Source organism: Streptomyces scabiei 87.22, from assembly GCF_000091305.1.
Taxonomy (GTDB): Bacteria; Actinomycetota; Actinomycetes; order Streptomycetales; family Streptomycetaceae; genus Streptomyces; species Streptomyces scabiei.
This window is the reverse complement of record NC_013929.1, coordinates 963,913-983,885: the sequence shown is the minus strand read 5'-3', so window position 1 is coordinate 983,885 and position 19,973 is coordinate 963,913. Positions and strand designations below refer to the sequence as shown.

General features: G+C 74.7%; 12 protein-coding genes and 1 pseudogene. 4 read left to right on the top strand and 9 right to left on the bottom strand.

Annotated features, from left to right (window positions below; all coding sequences use genetic code 11):
- From SCAB_RS04095 to SCAB_RS04085, 3 genes are all read right to left on the bottom strand, one after another.
- On the bottom strand, positions 1–2,238 hold the full coding sequence (locus SCAB_RS04095) for an NHLP family bacteriocin export ABC transporter peptidase/permease/ATPase subunit (protein WP_012998784.1): 2,238 nt from the start codon (positions 2,236–2,238) through the stop codon (positions 1–3).
- On the bottom strand, positions 2,235–3,041 hold the full coding sequence (locus tag SCAB_RS04090; protein WP_012998783.1) for an HlyD family efflux transporter periplasmic adaptor subunit: 807 nt from the start codon (positions 3,039–3,041) through the stop codon (positions 2,235–2,237). Before SCAB_RS04090 ends, SCAB_RS04095 begins: the two co-directional genes overlap by 4 nt.
- Before the next feature lie 102 nt (positions 3,042–3,143).
- Entirely contained in the window at positions 3,144–3,359 is a 216-nt protein-coding gene (locus tag SCAB_RS04085) for a hypothetical protein (RefSeq protein ID WP_012998782.1), read from the bottom strand.
- A gap of 682 nt (positions 3,360–4,041) precedes the next feature.
- Between SCAB_RS04085 and SCAB_RS04080 the strand changes: the two genes are divergently transcribed.
- Positions 4,042–5,469 carry a S1 family peptidase gene (locus tag SCAB_RS04080; RefSeq protein WP_173402838.1) on the top strand — a complete coding sequence of 476 codons (1,428 nt, stop codon included), beginning with the start codon at positions 4,042–4,044 and terminating at the stop codon, positions 5,467–5,469.
- A gap of 192 nt (positions 5,470–5,661) precedes the next feature.
- On the opposite strand, the gene SCAB_RS04075 is transcribed toward SCAB_RS04080, so the two are convergent.
- On the bottom strand, positions 5,662–7,800 hold the full coding sequence (locus tag SCAB_RS04075; RefSeq protein ID WP_037726750.1) for a SpoIIE family protein phosphatase: 2,139 nt from the start codon (positions 7,798–7,800) through the stop codon (positions 5,662–5,664).
- Here SCAB_RS04075 and SCAB_RS49210 point away from each other — a divergent pair.
- Positions 7,799–8,608 (top strand): annotated as a pseudogene (locus SCAB_RS49210) (LuxR C-terminal-related transcriptional regulator); the annotation flags it as partial. The gene SCAB_RS04075 and the pseudogene SCAB_RS49210 overlap by 2 nt on opposite strands.
- Here the strand turns inward: SCAB_RS49210 and SCAB_RS49205 are convergent.
- The 4 genes from SCAB_RS49205 to lanKC form a co-directional block, all read right to left on the bottom strand.
- Positions 8,531–10,579 carry an ATP-binding cassette domain-containing protein gene (locus tag SCAB_RS49205; protein ID WP_078580053.1) on the bottom strand — a complete coding sequence of 683 codons (2,049 nt, stop codon included), beginning with the start codon at positions 10,577–10,579 and terminating at the stop codon, positions 8,531–8,533. The pseudogene SCAB_RS49210 and the gene SCAB_RS49205 sit on opposite strands and share 78 nt — an antisense overlap.
- Positions 10,579–12,411 carry an ABC transporter ATP-binding protein gene (locus SCAB_RS04065; RefSeq protein WP_012998778.1) on the bottom strand — a complete coding sequence of 611 codons (1,833 nt, stop codon included), beginning with the start codon at positions 12,409–12,411 and terminating at the stop codon, positions 10,579–10,581. The genes SCAB_RS49205 and SCAB_RS04065 overlap by 1 nt, the downstream gene beginning before the upstream one ends.
- 140 nt (positions 12,412–12,551) lie before the next feature.
- Positions 12,552–12,668, bottom strand: a complete 117-nt coding sequence (locus SCAB_RS04060; protein WP_005483995.1) for a SapB/AmfS family lanthipeptide — start codon at positions 12,666–12,668, stop codon at positions 12,552–12,554.
- Between the two features lie 85 nt (positions 12,669–12,753).
- On the bottom strand, positions 12,754–15,408 hold the full coding sequence (gene lanKC, locus SCAB_RS04055; RefSeq protein ID WP_012998777.1) for a class III lanthionine synthetase LanKC: 2,655 nt from the start codon (positions 15,406–15,408) through the stop codon (positions 12,754–12,756).
- Between the two features lie 252 nt (positions 15,409–15,660).
- On the opposite strand from lanKC, the gene SCAB_RS04050 reads away from it, so the two are divergent.
- Together SCAB_RS04050 and SCAB_RS04045 are read left to right on the top strand one after the other, a co-directional pair.
- Positions 15,661–18,081, top strand: coding sequence for a SpoIIE family protein phosphatase (locus SCAB_RS04050; protein WP_012998776.1), 2,421 nt, complete (start codon positions 15,661–15,663; stop codon positions 18,079–18,081).
- A 39-nt stretch (positions 18,082–18,120) separates the two neighbouring features.
- Positions 18,121–18,624 carry a metallophosphoesterase family protein gene (locus SCAB_RS04045; RefSeq protein ID WP_012998775.1) on the top strand — a complete coding sequence of 168 codons (504 nt, stop codon included), beginning with the start codon at positions 18,121–18,123 and terminating at the stop codon, positions 18,622–18,624.
- Between the two features lie 16 nt (positions 18,625–18,640).
- Here the strand turns inward: SCAB_RS04045 and SCAB_RS04040 are convergent, their stop codons facing one another.
- Entirely contained in the window at positions 18,641–19,777 is a 1,137-nt protein-coding gene (locus SCAB_RS04040) for an XdhC family protein (RefSeq protein ID WP_012998774.1), read from the bottom strand.
- Positions 19,778–19,973: the final 196 nt, after the last annotated feature.

Genomic DNA, 19,973 nt, shown 5'->3' with positions numbered 1-19,973 from the left:
TCAGTGCTCCCTGACCAGCTGGGCGTACGCGCCGCCGCGTGCCACCAGCTCCTCGTGCCGTCCGCGCTCCACGATCGTCCCGTGCCGCAGGACGACGATCTCGTCGCTGTCGCGGACGGTGGAGAGCCGGTGGGCGATCACCACGCACGCGCAGCCGCGCTTGCGGAGGTTGTCCATCACGATCAGTTCGGTCTCCGCGTCGAGCGCGCTGGTCACCTCGTCGAGGACCAGGATGCTGGGCCTGCGAACCAACGCCCGCGCGATCTCCAGACGTTGCCGCTGACCGCCCGAGAAGTTACGGCCGTCCTGCTCGACCCTGCTGGCGATGCCGCCCGGCCGACGGGCCACCACCTCGTACAGGGCCGCGTCCCGCAGCGCCTCCACCACGGCCTCGTCCGGGATCGACGGGTCCCACAGGGCCACGTTGTCGCGGACCGTGCCCTCGAACAGGAAGACCTCCTGGTCGACGAAGGACACCGAGGCGGCCAGGGCTCCCCGCGGAATGTCCTCCAGACGCCGGCCGTCGATCCGGATCACCCCCTCCCAGGGGGTGTACAGCCCGGAGATCAGCCGGGACACCGTCGACTTGCCGCTGCCCGAGCCGCCGACCAGCGCCACCTGCCGGCCGGGGCCGACGGTGAGGTCGAAGCCGGTGAGCAGGGGGGTGTCGAGGGGGCTGTAGCCGAAGGTGATGTTCTCCAGCTCCACATGGCCCTGCAGCCTGCGGGTGGACTCGGCGGCGTCCGGGCGGGCGTACAGCGGGTCGGCCCGGAAGTTCTCGACGTCCTTGAGGCGGGCCACGTCCGCCGCGAAGTCCTGGATACGGCCCGCGACGCCGTTGAGCCGGGTGATCGGCGCGGTGAACCGGGTGACCAGCGCCTGGAAGGCCACCAGCAGGCCGACGGAGACATGCCCCTCGACGGCCCGCATGCCGCCGATCCAGAGGATGAGCGCGCTGTTGAGGGTGGCGAGGGTCGGGGCGACGACCCCCAGCCAGGCGCTCGGCACCCCGAGCCGCTGCTGCTCCTCCAGTGTGGTGGCGTGCTGCCCTGCCCACTTGCGGAAGTAGCCCTCCTCGCCGCCGGTCGCCTTCATCGTCTCGATCAGCTGCAGCCCGGTGTACGCCGTGGTGACGAGCCGGGCGTTGTCGGCGCGCAGCTTCGCCGTACGGGTCGCGCGCAGCCGGATCACCACCCGCATCGCCACCACGTTCAGCAGCGCCACCGCGACACCGACGAAGGTCAGCTGCGGGTCGTAGGTGTAGAGGAGCACGGCGTAGAGGAGGACGACGACGGCGTCGACACCGGCGGCCGCCAGGTCGCGGGCCAGGGTCTCGGCGACCGCGTCGTTGGACCTCAGACGCTGGACGAGGTCGGCGGGGCTGCGCTGGGAGAAGAAGGTGACGGGCAGCCGCAGCAGGTGCCGCAGGAAGCGGGCGCTGGACAGGGTCGAGGAGATCAGACGGCCGCGCAGCAGGTTGGCCTGCTGCAGCCAGGTCAGCAGGACCGTCAGCAGCACGCAGGCGCCCATCGACCCGAACAGCACCCCCAGCAGGGAGGTCTGACCGCCGATCAGGAACATGTCGATATAGGTGCGGCTCAGCGCGGGCACCGCCGCGCCGACCGCCACCAGCAGCAGACTGGCGAGGACGGCGGCGGGCAGGGTGCCGGCGGTGCCGCGCATCCGGGCGGGCATGGCGCCGAGGACCCCCGGCCTGCGGCCGCCCCTCGCGAAGTCGTCGCCGGGCTCCATGACGAGCACGACCCCGGTGAAGGCGGCGTCGAAGTCCTCCATGGGCACGAACCGGCGTCCCTTGCCGGGGTCGTTGATGTGGACGCCGCGCCGGCCGAGACGGCGCCCCATGCCGTCGTAGACGACGTAGTGGTTGAACTCCCAGAAGAGGACGGCCGGGGCCTTCAGCTCGGCGAGGGCGGCCACGTCCATCTGCATGCCCTTGGCGGTCAGACCGTAACTGCGGGCGGCCTTCAGCAGGTTGCTGGCGCGGGAGCCGTCGCGGGAGACACCGCAGGCGATGCGCAGTTCCTCCAGCGGGACATGCCGGCCGTGGTGTCCGAGGACCATGGCGAGGGCGGCGGCGCCGCACTCCACGGCCTCCATCTGCAGCACGGTCGGCGTCCGCACCGTCCGCTGCCGGCCCTTGGGCACCGGGCGCTTCTGCGGGGCGGCCTTGCGTCTCCCGCGCGCCGGCGGCCGGGCGGTGTCCTGGGACGCGGTCACGGGAGCAGCCAATCGACGGGACGCTCGTCGGCCAGCCGGATCGAACCGGTGGCCATGGTCATGGAGGTCAGCCCGAACGGCGGCCCGTCCTGCGAGGACCACGCGTAGCCGGAATCGGTCGACGCCCTGCGGTCCAGCCGTACGGTGACGGCCACCGGCCGGCCCTTCCTGGTGAACTGTTCGCCCAGCTGGGTGTCCCCGAGGAACGCGGCGATCGACTGCGGCGTCTGCGCGGTGCGGTCCACCTTCTTCACGTGGCCGCGCAGCACGCCGTACCGCTGGGTGGGCGCCGACTGCACGGTCAGGTCCACGGCGGCGTCGTCGGGGATCGAGGCGGCGTTCTCGGCGGGGACGTACACCGTCGCGTAGAGCGGATCGTCGGCGTCGGCGACCTTCTCGATCGCCGCGACGTCGGTGCCCGTGCTGATGATCCGGCCGATCGTGGCGGCGAGCGCGGAGACCCGGCCCGCGGCGACGGACCGGACGACCTTCTCGCCGTCGGCGGTGGCGACCTTCAGGACGGGGGCCCGGGCGGGCAGCCGCTCGCCCTGCCGTGCGAGCACGGCGGTGACCTGGCCGGCGACGGGGCTCTGCAGGATGTAGCTGCCCTGGCCGTGGGTGAGGACGGCGGGGGCGCTGACGGTGGAGGCGACGGAACCCGTCACGGCCCACACGGACGCGGCGGCCATGGCGGCCACCGTCACGGACAGCACCAGCCAGCCCTGCGGGCGGGCGAACCGCACCGGCAGGTCGAGTTCCTCCGGTGACCGGAGCTTGGCGAGGGCCTGTTGGCGGAACTGCACGGGACTTCCCTCACCTGCGCGACTCGGGAGGAGGACGTTCGGGCACCGGAGAGTCCCGGAACCGGTCAGGTGGTTCCGGGACTCAGTGGCACCGGGGCTCGATCAGAGACCGGCGACCAGGCCCGTCACCGGGGCGGTGTTCAGGCCGGTGACACCCTCGACCGTGCCGACGGCCGTGTTGACCAGGCCGGAGACCGGGGCGACGCCGTCCACCAGGCCGGTGACGGTACCGACGGCGTTGACGGACAGGCCACCGGAGACGGCGTCGAGGGCGGCGTCCGAGATCTCGGCGGTCTCGACCTGGGGGGTGGAGTTCATGGGGGAACTTCCCTTCGTATAGCTCTTCATAGGGGGGAGCGGCCCCCTTCTGGGGACAGAACGACGGCCGCGCACGTGGGTGCCCGCTCTCGTCTCCGAGAGTCCGGCGGCCCCCGCGGTGCGATGGATCAAAGCAGACCGCCGTGGCGCACTTCCAATCAACAAGGGCTCCCACCAGCGCTCTTGGTGACCATGGCGTTCCATCCGTGCAGGCTCGGGCACGGGTTGGGGGCAGCTTCTTCACACGGATCGCGGCATCGTCATACGCGGTTCGTTGCCGTCAGTAAAACGAATGGGACAGTCCGCCTGAAAGGCACGGGACACGAGTCACCCGTGTGCAGAACTCCCGTCGGCCGTGACCCCGCTGGGCATTCGGTGTGGAGATTCCCGGAAGCCGGTTTCCCGGCCGCCGAGGGGGACGGACCGCTACCGGACGGTCGCCGAGCGTGCCGGGTGCGGCGCGGGCCCCCGGTGCGCACGGGCGCTCCACGGGAGGTGCGGGCGGGAAGTCCTGACATGCCGGGCGAACGGGGGGCGTAGCGCGCTTTGCGAAATGGAAGAGCGGAATCTTTTTGCGGAGCGTTGAACACCCCACCGGAACCATCCGTACCAACTGGCAACCAGGCGCCCCCAGTTCACCCGCCGGACGGCGGCACGGACCCCGTCCCCAGGAGGTCAAGAGTTGAGTCACAAACGAGCCACCAAGCGCAAGGCGTTCATAGCTGCAGGCGGCGTGGCGGCGCTCGGCGCGGCAGCCCTCATCCTGCCGAACGCCATGGCGTCGCAGACGGACGCGAAGGGCGCCGCCCCCAGGACGCTCGCCGCGAGTGACGCCTCGGACCTCGCCTCCAAGCTCCGCGAGGCACTCGGTGACGCGTTCGCAGGCGCGTACTACGACTCGGCCGAGAAGCAGCTCGTCATCAACGTCATCGACGGCCTGCAGATCGACGGCGACGACAACAACGTGATCATCCAGGCGCAGTCGGCCGGTGCGAAGGTCCGTGAGGTCGACAACAGCTGGTCCGAGCTCCAGAAGGGCGCCGCGACGCTCAAGGCGAAGGCCGCCGTTCCGGGCACCGCGTGGGCCATCGACCCCCGCACGAACAAGATCCAGGTCACCGCCGACTCCACGGTCACGGGCGAGAACTGGGACACCATCGAGTCGGCCACCAAGTCGCTCGGCACGGGCATGGCGACCATCAAGAAGTCGGCCGGCACGTTCAAGCCGTTCCTGGAGGGCGGCGACGCCATCTTCGGCGGCGGCGCGCGCTGCTCGGCCGGCTTCAACGTCGTCAACGCCGAAGGCGCCCCGGCCTTCCTGACCGCCGGTCACTGCGGTGTCGCCGAGGCCGAATGGTCCGAGGAGGAGGGCGGCGCCCCGATCGCCACGGTCGACGCCGCGACCGCCACCTTCCCCGGCGCCGGTGACTTCGCCCTGGTCAACTACAACGACCCGGCGACCCAGGCGGCCAGCACGGTCGACCTCGGCAACGGCCAGACGGTCGACATCAAGGCGGCCGGCGAGGCCGAGGTCGGCCTCCAGGTCTTCCGCATGGGCAGCACCACCGGCCTCGCCGACGGCCAGGTCACCGGTCTCGAAGCCACGGTGAACTACCCCGAGGGCACGGTCACCGGGCTCATCCAGACCGACGTCTGCGCCGAGCCCGGCGACAGCGGCGGCTCGCTGTTCACCCAGGACGGCCAGGCCATCGGCCTGACCTCCGGCGGCAGCGGCGACTGCACCGTCGGCGGCGAGACGTTCTTCCAGCCGGTCACCACCGCCCTCGCGGCGGTCGGCGCGACCCTCGGCGACGCCGGCGCGGGCGCCGGTGAGCAGGCCGACGGCGGTGCCGCCGCCGGTGCCGGTGAGCAGGCGGACGGCGGTGCCGCCGCCGGTGCCGGCCAGGAAGAGGGCGCCGCCGCCGCGGGCGCCGGCGAGGAAGAGGGCGCCGCCGCGGCCGGTGCGGGCGAGGAGCAGGGCGCCGCGGCCGGTGCCGGTGACGACGCCGGAGCGGGCCAGCAGCACGACCAGGGCGCCGGTGACCAGGGCGGCGAGCAGCAGCAGGGTGCCGAGCAGCAGGGTGCCGAGCAGCAGGGCGTCCAGCGCTGACCGAGGCGGAACCCACCCCGTACGTGGACGACGCCCCGCCGGTCAGCGGCCACTGACCCCGGGCCGTCGTCCCACGACCCACCCGCCGGCCTCACCCCCGTGGTGCGGCCGGCGGGTGGAACGGTCCGGCCCTCCGGCGGGAGGGCCGGACCGTTGTCGTCCGTGCGGCGCGCGGGGACGGGACCGGCCGGGTCACCCGGCGGTGCCGGTGGCCCGCAGCAGCAGCAACGCCACGTCGTCCGCCCGCTCCTGCGCCGCCTCCGTCTCCTGCACGAGACGGTCGGCGAGCCACTCCAGGGGCCGCTCCCCGGCCGTCGACAGCCGCTCCCCGAGACTCGCCAGCGCGTCCTCGATGTCCACCCCCGGCGACTCGATCAGCCCGTCGGTGTACAGGACCAGCACGGACCCCTCCGCCAGCGCCACCTCGGTCGTCGGATACGCCGCCGCCGCGTCGATACCGAGCAGCGGACCACCCGCGAGGTCCAGCACCCGGACCTTCCCGTCCGGCCGGCGCAGCAACGGTGGCGGATGCCCCGCCCGCGCCATGACCGCCGTCCCGTGCGCCGGGTCGAGCCGCAGATACAGACAGCTCGCGAACAGCTCCGAACCCAGGTCGATCAGCAGCCGGTTGGTACTGCTCATCACCTCCTGCGGCCCCTGCCCGACGGTGGTGTACGCGCGGACCGCCGTACGGATCTGCCCCATCAGGCCCGCCGCCGTCACGTTGTGTCCCTGGACGTCCCCGATCACGGCGGAGGCCCGCCCGTGCGAGAGGACCAGGTCGAAGAAGTCGCCGCCGATGTCCATGCCCCGGGTGGCGGGCAGATAGCGGGAGGCGGCCTCGATCCCCGGGATCGACGGCAGCGAGTGCGGCAGCAGCGCCTGCTGCAGCCCGTGCGCGAGCTGGTGCTTGGCGTCGTACAGCAGCGCCCGCTCCAAAGCCTGGGCGATGAGACCGCTGAGGCTGGTCAGCACCGCGCGCTCGTCGGCGGGGAACGGGTGCGGCTCCGCGTACCCGAGCACCCAGGTGCCCACCGGCCGCCCCGAGGCGATCAGCGGGACGTACGCCCAGGCGTTCAGCCCGTCCGGGGTGTCCCGCCGCACCGGATACAGGTGCTCCAGCTGCTGCCGGGACTCGAAGAAGGCGGGCACACCGGTGGTCAGGGCGTGCGCCCCGGGCATCGGCGCGGTGAGCGGCGTGCCGTCGAAACGCTCCACGAGATGCGGGTCGGCATAGCCACGGTGCCCGAGCACGTGCAGACGCCCGCCACGCGAGCCGTACATCACCAGGGCCTGGCCGCCGATGGCCGGGACGATCTCGTCGGCGACCAGGTCCACCACGTCCTGCACGCTCACCGCCTCGGTGAGGGCGCTCGCCAGTGCCAGCACATGGTGGATGGTCACCAGGCGGCCCGGCCCCTCCACCCGGGCGGCGTGCTCGGCCTCGGCGACCGCGCGGGCCCGTGAGATCCGTACGCTCAGCCCGTTCGTGCCCGGGTACAGCCGGAACGACAGCCAGTCGCTCGGCGGCCGGAGCGCCACGAACGACGTCACGTGCTGGCTCATCAGCGCCGCCCGGTACCGGTCCTCGTACGCGGGATCGTTGAGCCACGGCACCGACACCCACAGCTGGGTGCCCAGCAGACCGCTCACCGGGATGCCGAGCAGCTCGGCCGTGGCCGCGTTGGCGAAGGTGATCCGTCCGTGCAGGTCGAGCGCGCACATCCCGTACGGCAGCCGCGCCACCATCCGCGCCGCCTCCACCGTGCCGAGCGTGCCCGCGACCATGGTCGCCGACGGCGCCGACAGGTCCGGCTCCGGCAGCACCGGCCGGCCCTCCTCCTCGGCGCGCCGCAGCCGCTTCGCCAGCCGGTCGCAGGCGGAGGTCAGCTGGTCCCGCTCGCGTTCGCTCAGCTCCGGCGGGTGGGAGCCGGGCCAGGTCAGGAAGACGGCCCCGTAGGTGGTGTCGCGGGTCGCCACCGGCAGCGCGGCCAGGGCGAACGGATAGGGCAGGACCACGGCGATCCGGGGATAGCGGCGGGCCATCTGCTCCTCGCCGCTGACCCACACCAGCCGCTGACCGCGCACCGCCTCGGAGACGGGTACCGGCGCGCTCAGCCCCACCCGCTCCCACGGCGCGGCGAACGACCTCGGCAGGCCCGCCATGACCGCCATCTCCAGGACCGGCTCGTCCGGCGCCAGCAGATACATCGCCCCCGAGTGGGCCCCCACGTCGTCCATCATCGAGGCCAGTGCCAGGGAGAGCAGCGGATGGCCGACGCGTTCCGTCTCCACGGTCGTCCGCCCCGCGGCCCCATGGACGTCGGACATGCCCACCACCTCCTCGCGGCCGCGCGACGGTTCCAGGGTCCAGGCTCCTCCTAGGGGGCCGCCCACGCACGGCGAGCGCCGCCCCGGACGAACCGCCGTACCCCTTCCCGCCCGGCCCATGCCCCCTCGCCCGATGCGCGCACTCGCGCACGGGCGCCGTGAGTGCGCCCCCGCGCTCCCCGATGGCTGGTTCTTCGCGCCCTGGTGTGTGGTCACGGACGCCGACAATGGGCACGCGCTTGGGGCGGGAGGACATCGGTGGGCCGGGAGGCGGAGGGCGAACGTGATCGGGGTACTGCTCGTGCACGACGAATGTCTGGTCAGGTCGGTCCTCGCGGAGTGGCTGCGCCGGGAACCCGACCTGGCGGTCCACGACGCGTCGTGGCGCGCGGCGCCGGGCCGTGCGCGGTCCCTGCGGCCCGACGTCTGCGCCGCCGACCTGGACTGTGCCGACGCGGTCGGCATCCCGCCCCTGGGCGACCTGCGCGGCGCGGGCGGCTCCGCTCCCGCCCCCGGGCTGCTGGTCCTGGCCCACGCGGGCAGACCCGGACTGCTGAAGCGGGCGGCCGAGGCCGGGGCCCTCGGGTACGTGGACAAGGAGGGCTCGCCCCAGCGGCTGGTGTCCGCGATACGGGAGGTCGCCCGGGGGAGACGCTTCGTCGACGACTCGCTCGGCTTCGGCTTCCTCAAGGCCGCCGAGATGCCGCTGACGCGCCGCGAGCTGAGCGTGTTATCCCTGGCCGCGGAGGGGGCCTCCGTCGCCGAGATCGCCGGCAGCCTGCACCTGTCCCACGGGACGGTGCGCAACTACATGGCCGCCATCACCCGCAAGACGGGGGCGCGCAACAGGATCGACGCCATCCGGATCTCGCAGGGAGAGGGCTGGCTCTGAGGACCGTCCGCCCCGGGGACCCGGCGGGGCCGGTACGGCGGACCAGGCGCCGACCAGGTCCCGGTACAGCGGCGAACGGGCCAGCAGGTCGGCGTGCTCCCCGTACGCGACGGACCGCCCGTCCATGACGAGCACCCGGTCGGCGCGGCGGGCCGAACTGACGCGATGGGCGACGACCACCAGGGTCGTGCCCGGCCGGCGGGCGAAGGCCCGTTCCGCGCGCTCCTCCGCCTCCGCGTCCAGGTGACAGGTCGCCTCGTCGAGGATCACGACCGGCGCGTGCGACAGATACGCCCGGCCCAGCGCCACGAGCTGCCGCTCCCCGGCGGACAGCGCACGCGGGTCGACCTCGGCGGCCGGACCGCCCAGCCGGACCATCACCTCGGTGAGTCCCACCGCCTCCGCCGCCTCCCACAGCTCCCCCTCGGGCACGGGTTTCGGCCGCAGTTCGCCGAGGTTCTCGGCGAGGGATCCCCCGAAGACGTACGCCTCCTGCGGAATGAGCACCCGGTGTGCGCGCGCCGTGGCGCCGGCTGCCCGTTCCCCGCACAAGCGGACGGTGCCGTGCCGCGGGCGCAGCAGACCCGCGGCGAGTCCGGCGAGGGTGGACTTCCCGGCGCCGCTGGGACCGACGACGGCCAGATGCGTGCCGTGGGGGAGACGGAGACTGACGTCGTCGAGGACGGGGGCGGCGTCGGGGCCGTAGGCGAAGGTGACGCCGGAGAGGTAGAGGGCGGCGGCCTCGCGCGGTGTCGGGGGCGTCGACGAGACGGGCCGGGGCGGTGTGTGCACCGGCGGCTCGGCAGGCTCGGGTCGGCAGGGCGCGTACGGAGGGCGGGCGGTGGGGCTCGGCGGGAGCAGTCTGCGCAGGACCACCACGAGCCGGGAGCCGCTGGTGCCCAGGCCGTGCACCAGGTTCTGCAGCGCGGGCAGGAGGGACTGGGTGACGTAGGCGAGGGCGCCGATCAGGGCGCCCGCGGTGACTCCCCGGCCCAGCAGCCAGGGGGTGCAGGCCAGCAGCAGGACGACGGGCAGATGGCCGCCGATCGCGAGCGCGGCGACCCGGACGACGCCCCAGCGGGCCAGCGAACGGGCGGCCCGGTGCTCGGCGTCGACGCGGCGGCCGGTGTCGGCGGCGACGGGGTCCTCCGCGCCGGCCGCCGTGATGTCCCGCAGCCCGGTGCAGACGTCGCCGAGCCGGGCGGCGAGGGCCTCGTCGGCGACGAGGAAGGTCTCCTGACGGCGGGCCAGCGGCCCGAGCGTCGCCAGGAAGAGGGCCACGCCGGCGACCAGCGGGGGCGCCACCACGAGCAGCAGCGGCGGCGCCAGCGAGAAGAGTCCGGCGAGTGCCCCGGCGGCCGTGAACAGGAACGAGCGCGAGACCATCACCAGCCCGGCGAAGGTGTCCCGGGCGATCTCCACCTGCTGGGTCAGCCCGGACAGGGCCCCGCCGTCCGCCTCCCGCACCCCTCGCGCCACCACCTCGCGCACCAGCCGGTCCCGCAGGGGTTCCACCAGCCCCGCCACACACCCGTACACCCGCCCGGTCCCGTACGCCCCGACGGCCACCGCCCCCGCCCCGGCCCCGAGCCACGCCAGCCCGGCCCCCGGCCGCCCGGCGAGAAACCCGTCGTCCAGGGCCCGCGCCAGGGCGTACCCCGTCAGGAACGTCTGCGCCGCCTCCAGCACGGACCACAGCACCAGCCGTACGACGACCCGCCCCCGGCTCCGCAGGAAACGCAGGCCGCGCCGGGGGAGGCCGGGCGGGGAGGGGCGCTCGGGCCGTCCCGGCCCGGAGGGCTCGCCCCTCGCGGGGTCCGCCCCCGCCCCTGGCTCTTGTGCGGTCTCCGGCCGGCCGGCTCGGGGCCGGGTGTCCTGGCGGTCCATCACCCACCGCCGTGCGGAGGCGTGCCGGACCCGGTGTCCCGGAGCCCGTCCCTGCCGGGCGGGGCGGCCCGGTCCTCGTCGGCCGCCGGGGCGTCGGCCCCGGTTCCTTCCCCGAACAGGCCCCGGTAGGCCGCCGTCCGCCACAGCACGGCGTGCGGCCCGACCGCCCGGATCCTCCCTCCGTCCAGCCATGCCACCGCGTCCGCGCGGGCGGCCGTGGTGACGCGATGGGCGATGACCAGACGGCTGCCGCCCGCGCGGCAGAGGAGCGCCTCGGTGATGTGGTGCTCGGTGACGGTGTCGAGGCTGGACAGGGCGTCGTCGAGGACGAGGAGACGGCTGTCGCGGGCGAACGCCCGCGCGAGGCCAAGGCGTTGGGCCTCCCCGCCCGACAGGGGGGCGTCGGCGCAGGCGGTGGCGTAACCGTCGGGGAGGCGCCGGACGAAGGCGTCGGCGTGCGCGGCACGGGCGGCCTCCCGGACGCGGGCCGGGGAGGGGCGCGGGACACCGAAGGCGATGGTGTCCGCCACGGAGTCGCCCAGCAGGGCCGGGCGTTCGAAGGCGTGGGCGACCGCCGCGCGCAGTTCCCGGCGGTCCAGTGCGCGCAGGGGCACCCCGTCGAGCCGTACCTCGCCCTCGTCCGGGTCGGTGAGCCGCCCGGCGACGGCCGCGAGCAGCGACTTGCCCGCTCCCGAGCGGCCCACGACGGCCAGTGTGCTCCCGCCCGGCACGAGGAGATCGACCCCGTCCAGGACGGTCCGCCCACCGCGCCGGACGGTCACGGAGCGCAGCTCCAGGCGTCCCACCGGCTGTCCCCGGTCCGGGGGCGGCAGCGTCCGTCCGCCGTACGGGGTCGGGGGCTCGGCCAGTACCTCGGCGAGCCGCTCCGCCCCCGCCCGGGCGCGGACCAGGCCCGAGACATGGCCGACGAGGACGCCGATGCCGGCGGCCAGCACCGCGTAGCGGGACGCGGCGAGCAGCTCGCCCACGGACAGCCGGTGCCGGGTCAGCAGGACGCCCGCCGTGGCCACCACGGAGAGCTGCAGCAGGGGGGCCACGGCGGCCGTCCGCGCGGCGGCCCGGCCCTGGACCCGCCACATCCGGTGCCCCTCGCGGGAGAGTGCGGGCAGGGGGCCGAGGACGCGGGCGACGGTCCGGTCGGCGATGCCCGCGGCGGCGATCGTGCGGTGTCCGGCGACGGCCTCGGCCAGCGCGCCCGCGATACGCCCCTGGGCCCGCTGGTAGCGCGCGACGCAGTCGGAGGAGCCCCGGGCGAGGGCGCGCAGCACCAGGGCGAGCAGGGGGGCTCCGGCCAGGAACACCACCATGAGCAACCGGTCGATCAGGGCCAGTGCCGCCACCGCGCCCAGCGGCCCGGCGAGCGCGGCGAGCAGCGCGGCCGTGGTGGCGGGGGCGGTTCCGGTCTGGGCCGCGTTCCCGACGAGCCGGGCCACCAGGTCGCCGGGCCCGAAACGGCCGACCGCCCGGGGCCCCACGGCCAGGACGTGCCCGACGAGACGGTGGCGCAGCCAGGCCGTGGACCGGGCGCTCGTGGTCCCGGCGAGGACGGTCTCGACCGCGTCCAGGGCGGCGACGGCGAGCACCAGCCCCGTCGACCACAGCACCCAGCGCGCGCCGCCCGGGTCGCCGGCCAGCAGCAGGTCCAGGGCCCGCCCCAGGGCGAGCGGCAGCGCCAGGTTCGCCCCCGCCGAGGCCACGGACACCAGCGCCAGGGTCGTGCAGCGGGGGCCGGAGTGCCGGACGGTGGAGCGCAGCAGGGGGACGGACGCGGCTGCCGGGCCGGGGGCGCCGGCTTCACAGAGGGTCGTCATACCCGTCCTGACGTGGATGAATGAGCCCCGGACGGTTCCTTCCCGGGCAGGGGAGAGGAACCGTCCGGGGCTGTTCGGCGCGGCTCAGCCGCTGTGCCGGTCCGTCGGGCGTCCGGGACGACCCGGGCGCCCGGGCCGGGTCAGAGGCAGAGCGTGATGCTGGCCGCGCTCACACAGGACAGCACGCTCAGGGAGCTGGGCCCGCCGGTACCGGTCGTCTCGTCGGCTTCCATCGTCTGCAGGTCGAGAAGTGCCATGTCGATTCCTTTCGGTCGTGGCCCGCTCGGCGGGCCTGGGGGACGGGGGTGTCACGTCACGACTCCGCCGGGTGGCGGAACCGCGTCAATGGGGCCGCCGTCGTGGCGGCGGCAGGAACGGAAGGCGGGGCGTGGCGTCGTCAGCCGTGGCGTGCGCCGCGCCGAGAGCCAGCAGGCATCCCGCCGTCCCGGTACCGAGGTCCATGGAGAGCCGCATCAGGTGGTTGCCGGGAAAGGCCAGTTGCCCCTCGTAGGGCATCGAGTGCCAGCCGAGCGCGGCGATCTGTTCCGCGAGCGCCTCGCGCGGGGCGCCCGTCCGGGCCAGGTGCAGGATCATCCCGGCACGGCCCTCGAACAGCCCGGGCTGTGCGTAGAAGCGGTAGGCCGCGGCGGTGAGGATCCCCGCGCGGATCCGCGCGAGCCCGTCCTGCGCGCCGGCGGTCTCCTCCGGTCCGCGAGCGTCCGCCGCGGCGCCGGTGGCGGCCAGGCAGTCGTCGAGCACCATGCCGACGCCCACGCTCCCGTCGCCGAGGTACGGCATCGTCCGCCAGCCCTCGTCGACGGCGAGCCCGCCGTTCTTCTGGTCGACCAGACACTCCAGGTCCTGCCGCAGTGCCTCACGGGCCGACGCGAGCAGCGCGGGGTCGCCCGTCGTCTCGTAGCGGCGCAGCAGGAACAGGGCGGGCCCGCTCGCGCCGCGCAGCAGACCGGCGCGGCGGCGGGGCGGGGCCGGGCGGGGCTCGCCGAGGCGCTGGGCGAGGAGGCGCGCGGCCTCGGCCGCGTGGTCGCGCAGCCCCTGCTCACCGGTGGTCCGCGCCAGCTCGTCCAGCACCAGCCCGAGCCCGGCCAGACCCCCGCGCAGGTCGGAGGAGAGCCGGTGCCACTTCTCGGCGAGGATCTGCTCGGTCAGGTCCAGGGCCCGCTGCCGGTGGCCCAGCCGGTCCAGGGTGAGCGCCACGCCGGCGAGACCGTCGTACAGGCCGAGCGGGGTCCCGACGGGTACCGGGGCGGTGTGGTCGAGCAGCCAGCGCTCGCCCTCCTCGTAGCGCTCCGCGCCGACCTCCGCGAGCGCGTACAGGACGCCCGCCGCGCCGTGCGCGAGGCCGAGGCCGCCGCCGTCGGAGAACTGGGCGACGTCCCCGGGGAAGAGCCGGTCGTCGCGTTCCGGGGTGGCCGAGGCCAGGATCGCCTTGACCATCGAGTCCCGGCTGTACGGCCAGTCCCCGGGCTCGGCGAGGGACCAGCCGCCCCCGTCGGCCCGTGCCCCCCGATCCCCGCGTCCGGAGGTCCCCGTTCCCCGGGTGATCTCCGCGACCGCCTCGTCGAGGAACGCGCGCGGCACCCGCGGGAACCGCTCCGCGATCACCGAGGCCAGATGGGCGGCCTTCTCCCGCTCCACCACCAGCAGGGAGGTGACCGGCAGGAACAGCGCGAGGCGCAGACACGCCAGGGCGTAGCGGTCGACGTCCGGGCCGGTGCGGTCCGGGGGCGCGAGGAAGCCGGGGTGGGCGACGGTCTGCCGGCCGTTCTCCTCGGCGGAGGCCGCCGCCTCGAAGTCGAGGAGGGTCACCGACCGGTCGTCCGGCGCGACCATGATGTTGAAGACGTGCAGGTCGTTGAAGACGATCCCGCGCGAGTGCACCGCCGCGACCGCCTCCTCCACGGCCCGGTGCACCCGCAGCGCCCAGTCCGTGTACGCGGCGACCGCGCCCGGCCCGGGGTCCGCGGACAGCAGGGGGTGCCGTTCGGCGACGCAGGAGTTCAGCGGGCGGCCCTCGACGAAGTCCATGACGAGGAAGCGGTGGTCGCCGAGCGTGAACCAGTCGCGCACCCCGGGCACGACCCCCAGCCCGGCCAGCCGCTCCAGCGCCTCCTTCTCCCGCTCCAGACGGGTCACCGCGTCGGCCCCGTCGGCGGCCAGCCCGGCGTGCGGACGTCCCTCCTTGAGGACCACCCGGCCGCCGTCACGGGTGTCCGTGCCGACGTACACGCCGCCGCCGTTGGAGAAGTGCAGCGCCTTGTCGATCCGGTACGGCAGATCGCCGACCGTCGTCGTGTTGCGCGCCGCCAGCTGCGGCTCCAGGAACGCGGGCAGGGTCACCCACTCGGGCACATGGAAGGTCGGCTTCCGCTGGTCCGGCACCAGCGTGCCGACGCCGTCACGGACGGCCGGGACGAGCGTGCCGCGCTCGTCGACGACGAAGGAACGGGCGAACGCGCCGTAGCGGACGTACAGCGGTCCGTCGTTCCAGCGCAGATCGGTGAGGATGTACGGCCCCTCGTGGCCGTCGAGGAGTGCGCCCAGCTCGCGCAGGACGAGGTGCAGCTGCTCCTCGTCCGCCGGGTAGACCGTGACGAACTTGCCGCTGGTGTCGCGGGCCGCGTACTTGGCGTTGCGCAGATGCAGCAGATGGGGTCCCGGCACGAACTTGAACGGGATCTGGCGGGGCACGCAGTAGTCCCACACGATCGCCGCGATCCGGTCCGCGTTCCCCCGGGTGGCGGAGGCGTGCACCTTCCATCCCTGGGTGGGTCCGGGACGGGGCCGCCCGCCGTCGTCGACCGGGGTCAGCGTCAGCCAGTCCCCGATCCGCACCGCCCGCCAGCCCTCGGGGACCGGGCGCCCGGCGGTCGCGTAACCGGGGGCCGCCGCGCCGGTGCGGTCGCCGGCCGGGATCCGGTCCGGTGTCTCGTAGAAGTGTCTGTCGGCGAGCGCGTACGCCTCGTACCGCTTGTCCATGCAGGTTCCCCCGGGTCGTGTTCCGTCGCTCCCTGGGCCAAGTGAGGACGAGCCTTCCAGCCCGCCGAGGCGCCCGACAGTCACGGCTGTCACCAGAAACCCCTCACGCCTGTCACGCCCTCACCGTGCGGAACGCACACGTAAAGATGTGTTCGACGCCTTTCGAACGGGACGCCGCGCGGACGGGCTCCCGGACCCCCGGGACGGTCGCAGGGGCTGCGCGACCGTGCCGGAAGCGCTGTAATTGCGGACGTGGTCAGTGCAGGCGCTGCGGAACGCGGAACGAGGACGCTGCGTGCCGAACTCGCGCTCAAGTCGCTCGGCGGCCATCTCGATCCGCACGAGCGGCTGCACGCCATCCTCGAACAGGTGCTCGTGTTCACCAGTGCGACCGTGGCCGCCGTGTACCTCCCGGACGGCGAGGGCGACGCCCTGCTGCTCGCGGGCGTCGCCGGCGTCCCGAGGACCCTGTACGGGCTCCGCGACAGCTATCCGGCCTCGGGGACCACCCCGGTCGCCGACGTGTGCCGCTCGGGCCGGTCGCGCTGGCTCGTCTCCGCCGACCTCCAGCAGGACCCCGACGTCCGCCGCGCCCACGCCGGGGACTTCTCGCTGGGCGTGCTGCCCCTGCGCGAACGCGGCTGCCTCGTCGCCGTCGGTGACGGCACGCACGCCTTCGGCGCCGAGGACCGCCACTGCCTCGACCTGTTCGCCGAGGCCGTCACCAGCTCCGCCCCGGCGCCGCCCGCCGGGCCCGGCGCCTCGTTCGACCTGGCGATGGACACCGGGCGGGTCGAGGTCGACGAGGGGCTGCTGGAGCTGTTCGGCATGGGCCCGGACGACTTCGACGGCCGGGTGGAGACCCTGATCGCGCTGACCGTGCCCGAGGACCTGCCCGCGCTGATGTCCGTCGTGGAGGCGGACCACATGTCCATCGGCGACCGGGAGCTGGAGTTCCGCATTCTGCAGCCCTCCGGCGAACAGAAGTGGCTCAGGCTGCGCGGCCGGATCCTGCCCGGCCGCGAGGACAGCCCCGCCCGTCTCGTCGGCACCGTCGCCGACGCCTCCACCCTGCGCACCGGCCGCGGCGACGTGGCCCGCATCCAGCGCCTCGCCGCCGCCCTGGCCACCGCCGGCACGGTACGGGACGTCAGCCAGGCCGTGGTGACCGCCCTGCGCAAGCCGCTGCGCGCCGACCGGATCGCCCTCGCCGAGCTGGAGGGGGACCGGCTGGTCGTCACCGTCCTCGATCCGCCGCAGCCGGAGATCTGGCCCGAGGTGTGGCGCTCCGAATGGCGCTCCGAGTGGCCCGACGCGCCCGTGCGCACCATGCCCACCCTCGCCACCGCGCTCCGCGAGGGACGCGCCGGGATCTGGCCCGCCGGCGCCGATCTGGAACCCGCCCTGGCCGGCGTAGGCCCCGGCGGCCTGGCCGTCCTCCCGCTGCCCGCCGGCGGCCGGATGGCCGGTGCCTGTCTGATCGGCTGGGACACCCCCCACGACTTCGGCCCCGAGGAGCGCGCCCTGCTCACCGCCGCCTCGGGCCTCGCCGGGCAGGCCCTGATGCGGGCCCACGCCTTCGACGCCGAACACGAACTCGTCGGCATGCTCCAGCGCACGCTCCTGCCGCGCCGGCTGCCCCAGCTGCCGGGCGCGGTCGCCGTCGCCCGGTACCTGCCCACCACGGCCGGTCTGGAGGTCGGCGGCGACTGGTACGACGTCATCCCGCTGCCGGACAACCACGTCGCCCTCGTCATCGGCGACGTCCAGGGCCACAACGCGGGCGCCGCCACCCTCATGGGCCAGATGCGCACCGCCCTGCGCGCCTACGCCGTCGAGGGACACCCCCCGGACGTCGTGGTCTCGCACGCCAACCGGCTTCTGATGGACATGGAGACCGACCTCTTCGCCACCTGCTGCTACGTCGACATCGACATGGAGGAGGGGTCCGCCTGGTACGTGCGCGCCGGACACATCCCGCCGGTGGTGCGTCACCCGGACGGCTCCACCGAGATCAGCGAGGCGGAGGGCGGTCCGCCCCTCGGTGTCGTCATGCGCGCGGACTTCCCGATGAGCCCGCTGCGGCTGGCCCCCGGCACACTGCTGGCCCTCACCACGGACGGGCTCGTCGAGTCCGCCGACATCGACGTCGAGGACGGCCTCGACCATCTCGCCGCCGAACTGGCCGCCGCCGACCCCGCCCACCTCGGGGTGGTCGCCGACACCCTGCTGGGCGGCGCCAACCGCGACGACGACGTGGCCCTGCTCCTCGTGCGCTACGACGGCATGGCCCTGCGGCCCCAGCGCGAGAACTGGAGCGTGTGGCGGGTCCCCCAGGCGGTCGGCCAGGCCCGCCGCTACACCCGGCGCGTCCTGCGCCGCTGGGGCGTGGAGTCCACGGCCGACACCGTGCTCCTCGTCGTCTCCGAACTCGTCACCAACGCCCTCGTCCACACCGACGGCCGAGTACGTCTCGACCTCACCCTGCTGGCCGACCGCCTGCGCGTCGCGGTCGCCGACTCCTCACCCCGTACGCCGGCGAAGCCCACCGTCATCGGCTGGGAGGCCACCGGCGGCCGCGGCATCCTCCTGGTCGAGGCCGTGTCCACGGCCTGGGGCACCGTCCCGGTCAGCGGGGGCAAGCAGGTGTGGGCGGAGATCCCGCTCGACTGAACGCCGGTGCGAGCCCCCACGGGATGCGACCCTGACCCCGTGCGCCTGCTGCTGACGACCGACACCCACCTGCCCCAGCGCGCGAAGGCGCTGCCTGAGCGGCTCCTCGCCGAGATCGCCGAGGCCGACGTGGTCGTCCACGCCGGCGACTGGGTCGACGAGGACACCCTCGACCTGCTGGAGGCCCGTTCCCGCCGGCTGATCGCCGTGTACGGCAACAACGACGGCCCCGCCCTGCGCGCCCGCCTCCCCGAGGTCGCCCACGCCGAAGTCGCCGGGGTGCGCCTCGCCGTCGTCCACGAGACGGGCCCCGCGCAGGGCCGCGAGGCGCGCTGCGCCGCCCGCTTCCCCGACACCGACGTCCTGGTCTTCGGCCACAGCCACATCCCCTGGGACACGACCGCGGCCGGCGGCCTGCGCCTCCTCAACCCCGGCTCCCCGACCGACCGCCGCCGTCAGCCGCACTGCACGTACATGACGGCGACGGTCACGGAGGGCGCGCTGACGGACGTGGAACTGCACCGGCTGCCACCCCGGACCTGAACCGGGCGCCCGCCGCTCACCCACCCGGGGCCGGCGGATGGATCACCCCGGTCGTCACCGACAGCGGCACCCCGCTGCCGCCCCACCTCAGTGCGACGATCTCCGCCGCCACGGAGACGGCGACCTCCTCCGGCGTACGGGCGCCGAGGTCCAGGCCGACGGGGGAGCGCAGCCGGGACAGGTCGGCCGCGTCGAGCCCGGCCTCCCGCAGCCGCCGCGCCCGGTCGTCGTGCGTACGGCGGCTGCCCATCGCCCCGATGTACGCGGCCGGCCGGCGCAGCGCCTCGCGCAGCAGCGGCACGTCGAACTTCGGGTCATGGGTCAGGACGCAGATCACCGTGCGGTCGTCGGTGGGCGTGCCGCGCAGATACCGGTGCGGCCAGTCGACGACCACCTCGACGGCGGCGGGGAAGCGCTTCGGGGTGGCGAACACCGGGCGCGCGTCGCACACCGTGACCCGGTAGCCCAGGAAGTCGCCGATCCGGGCCACCGCGGCCGCGTAGTCGATCGCCCCGAACACCAGCATGCGGGGCGGCGGCGCGAAGGAGTGCAGGAAGACGGCGACCTCGTCCTCGCGCCGTTCACCGTGCGGACCGTAGTGCCGCAGTCCCGTGGCACCCTGGGCCAGCTCACCCCGCGCGTCGGCGGTCACGGCCGCGTCCAGCCCCGCCGAGCCGAGCGCGCCGAGGGTGCCCGGCGCGGGGGGCGCGCCCGGCGCCGGGTCCGGCCACACGGCGAGGGCGGCCCCGCGCGGGGCCGGGCCGTCGACCACGGTCGCCACGGTCACCGGGCGCCCGGCGGCCACGGACTCCGCCACCCGCCCGAAGGCGGGGTCCTCGGCCGCCGTCACCCGCCGCACCAGCAGCGTGATCTCCCCGCCGCACATGAGCCCCACGGCGAACGCGTCCTCGTCGCTGTAGCCGAAGGTCTCCAGCCGCGCCCGGCCGGACGCCACGACCTCCCGGGCCAGCTCGAACACCGCCCCCTCCACGCATCCCCCGGAGACACTGCCGACGACCTCGTCACCGGGCCCGACCGCCATGGCGGCTCCCGGCCCGCGCGGCGCGCTACGGCTGACCGCGACCACCGTGGCCAGCCCGAACGGGGAGCCCGCCGCGTACCACTCGCCGAGCGCCGGAAGAACCTCACGCACGGGCCCACTCCTCTCGCCGCAGCCCCGTGCCTCCAGCGTCCGCCGACTCGGTCCCCGCCGCCCGCCGAGGGACGGGAAAACCGTTTGCGGGTGCGCAGACCGCCTTGGTTCACTGCGGAGGAGACCGGCGGCAGCCGGCGGAAGCCCCGAGCGACCGAGGAGAACCCCGATGCGCGCAGCGTCCCTGTCCCGCCAG

What these genes read in the sequence shown, in the direction of transcription:
- SCAB_RS04065 (WP_012998778.1), bottom strand. Translation starts at nt 12,411, where the DNA reads ATGACGACCCTCTGTGAAGCCGGCGCCCCCGGCCCGGCAGCCGCGTCC.
- SCAB_RS04075 (WP_037726750.1), bottom strand. Translation starts at nt 7,800, where the DNA reads ATGTCCGACGTCCATGGGGCCGCGGGGCGGACGACCGTGGAGACGGAA.
- SCAB_RS04060 (WP_005483995.1), bottom strand. Translation starts at nt 12,668, where the DNA reads ATGGCACTTCTCGACCTGCAGACGATGGAAGCCGACGAGACGACCGGT.
- lanKC (WP_012998777.1), bottom strand. Translation starts at nt 15,408, where the DNA reads ATGGACAAGCGGTACGAGGCGTACGCGCTCGCCGACAGACACTTCTAC.
- SCAB_RS49205 (WP_078580053.1), bottom strand. Translation starts at nt 10,579, where the DNA reads ATGGACCGCCAGGACACCCGGCCCCGAGCCGGCCGGCCGGAGACCGCA.
- SCAB_RS04085 (WP_012998782.1), bottom strand. Translation starts at nt 3,359, where the DNA reads ATGAACTCCACCCCCCAGGTCGAGACCGCCGAGATCTCGGACGCCGCC.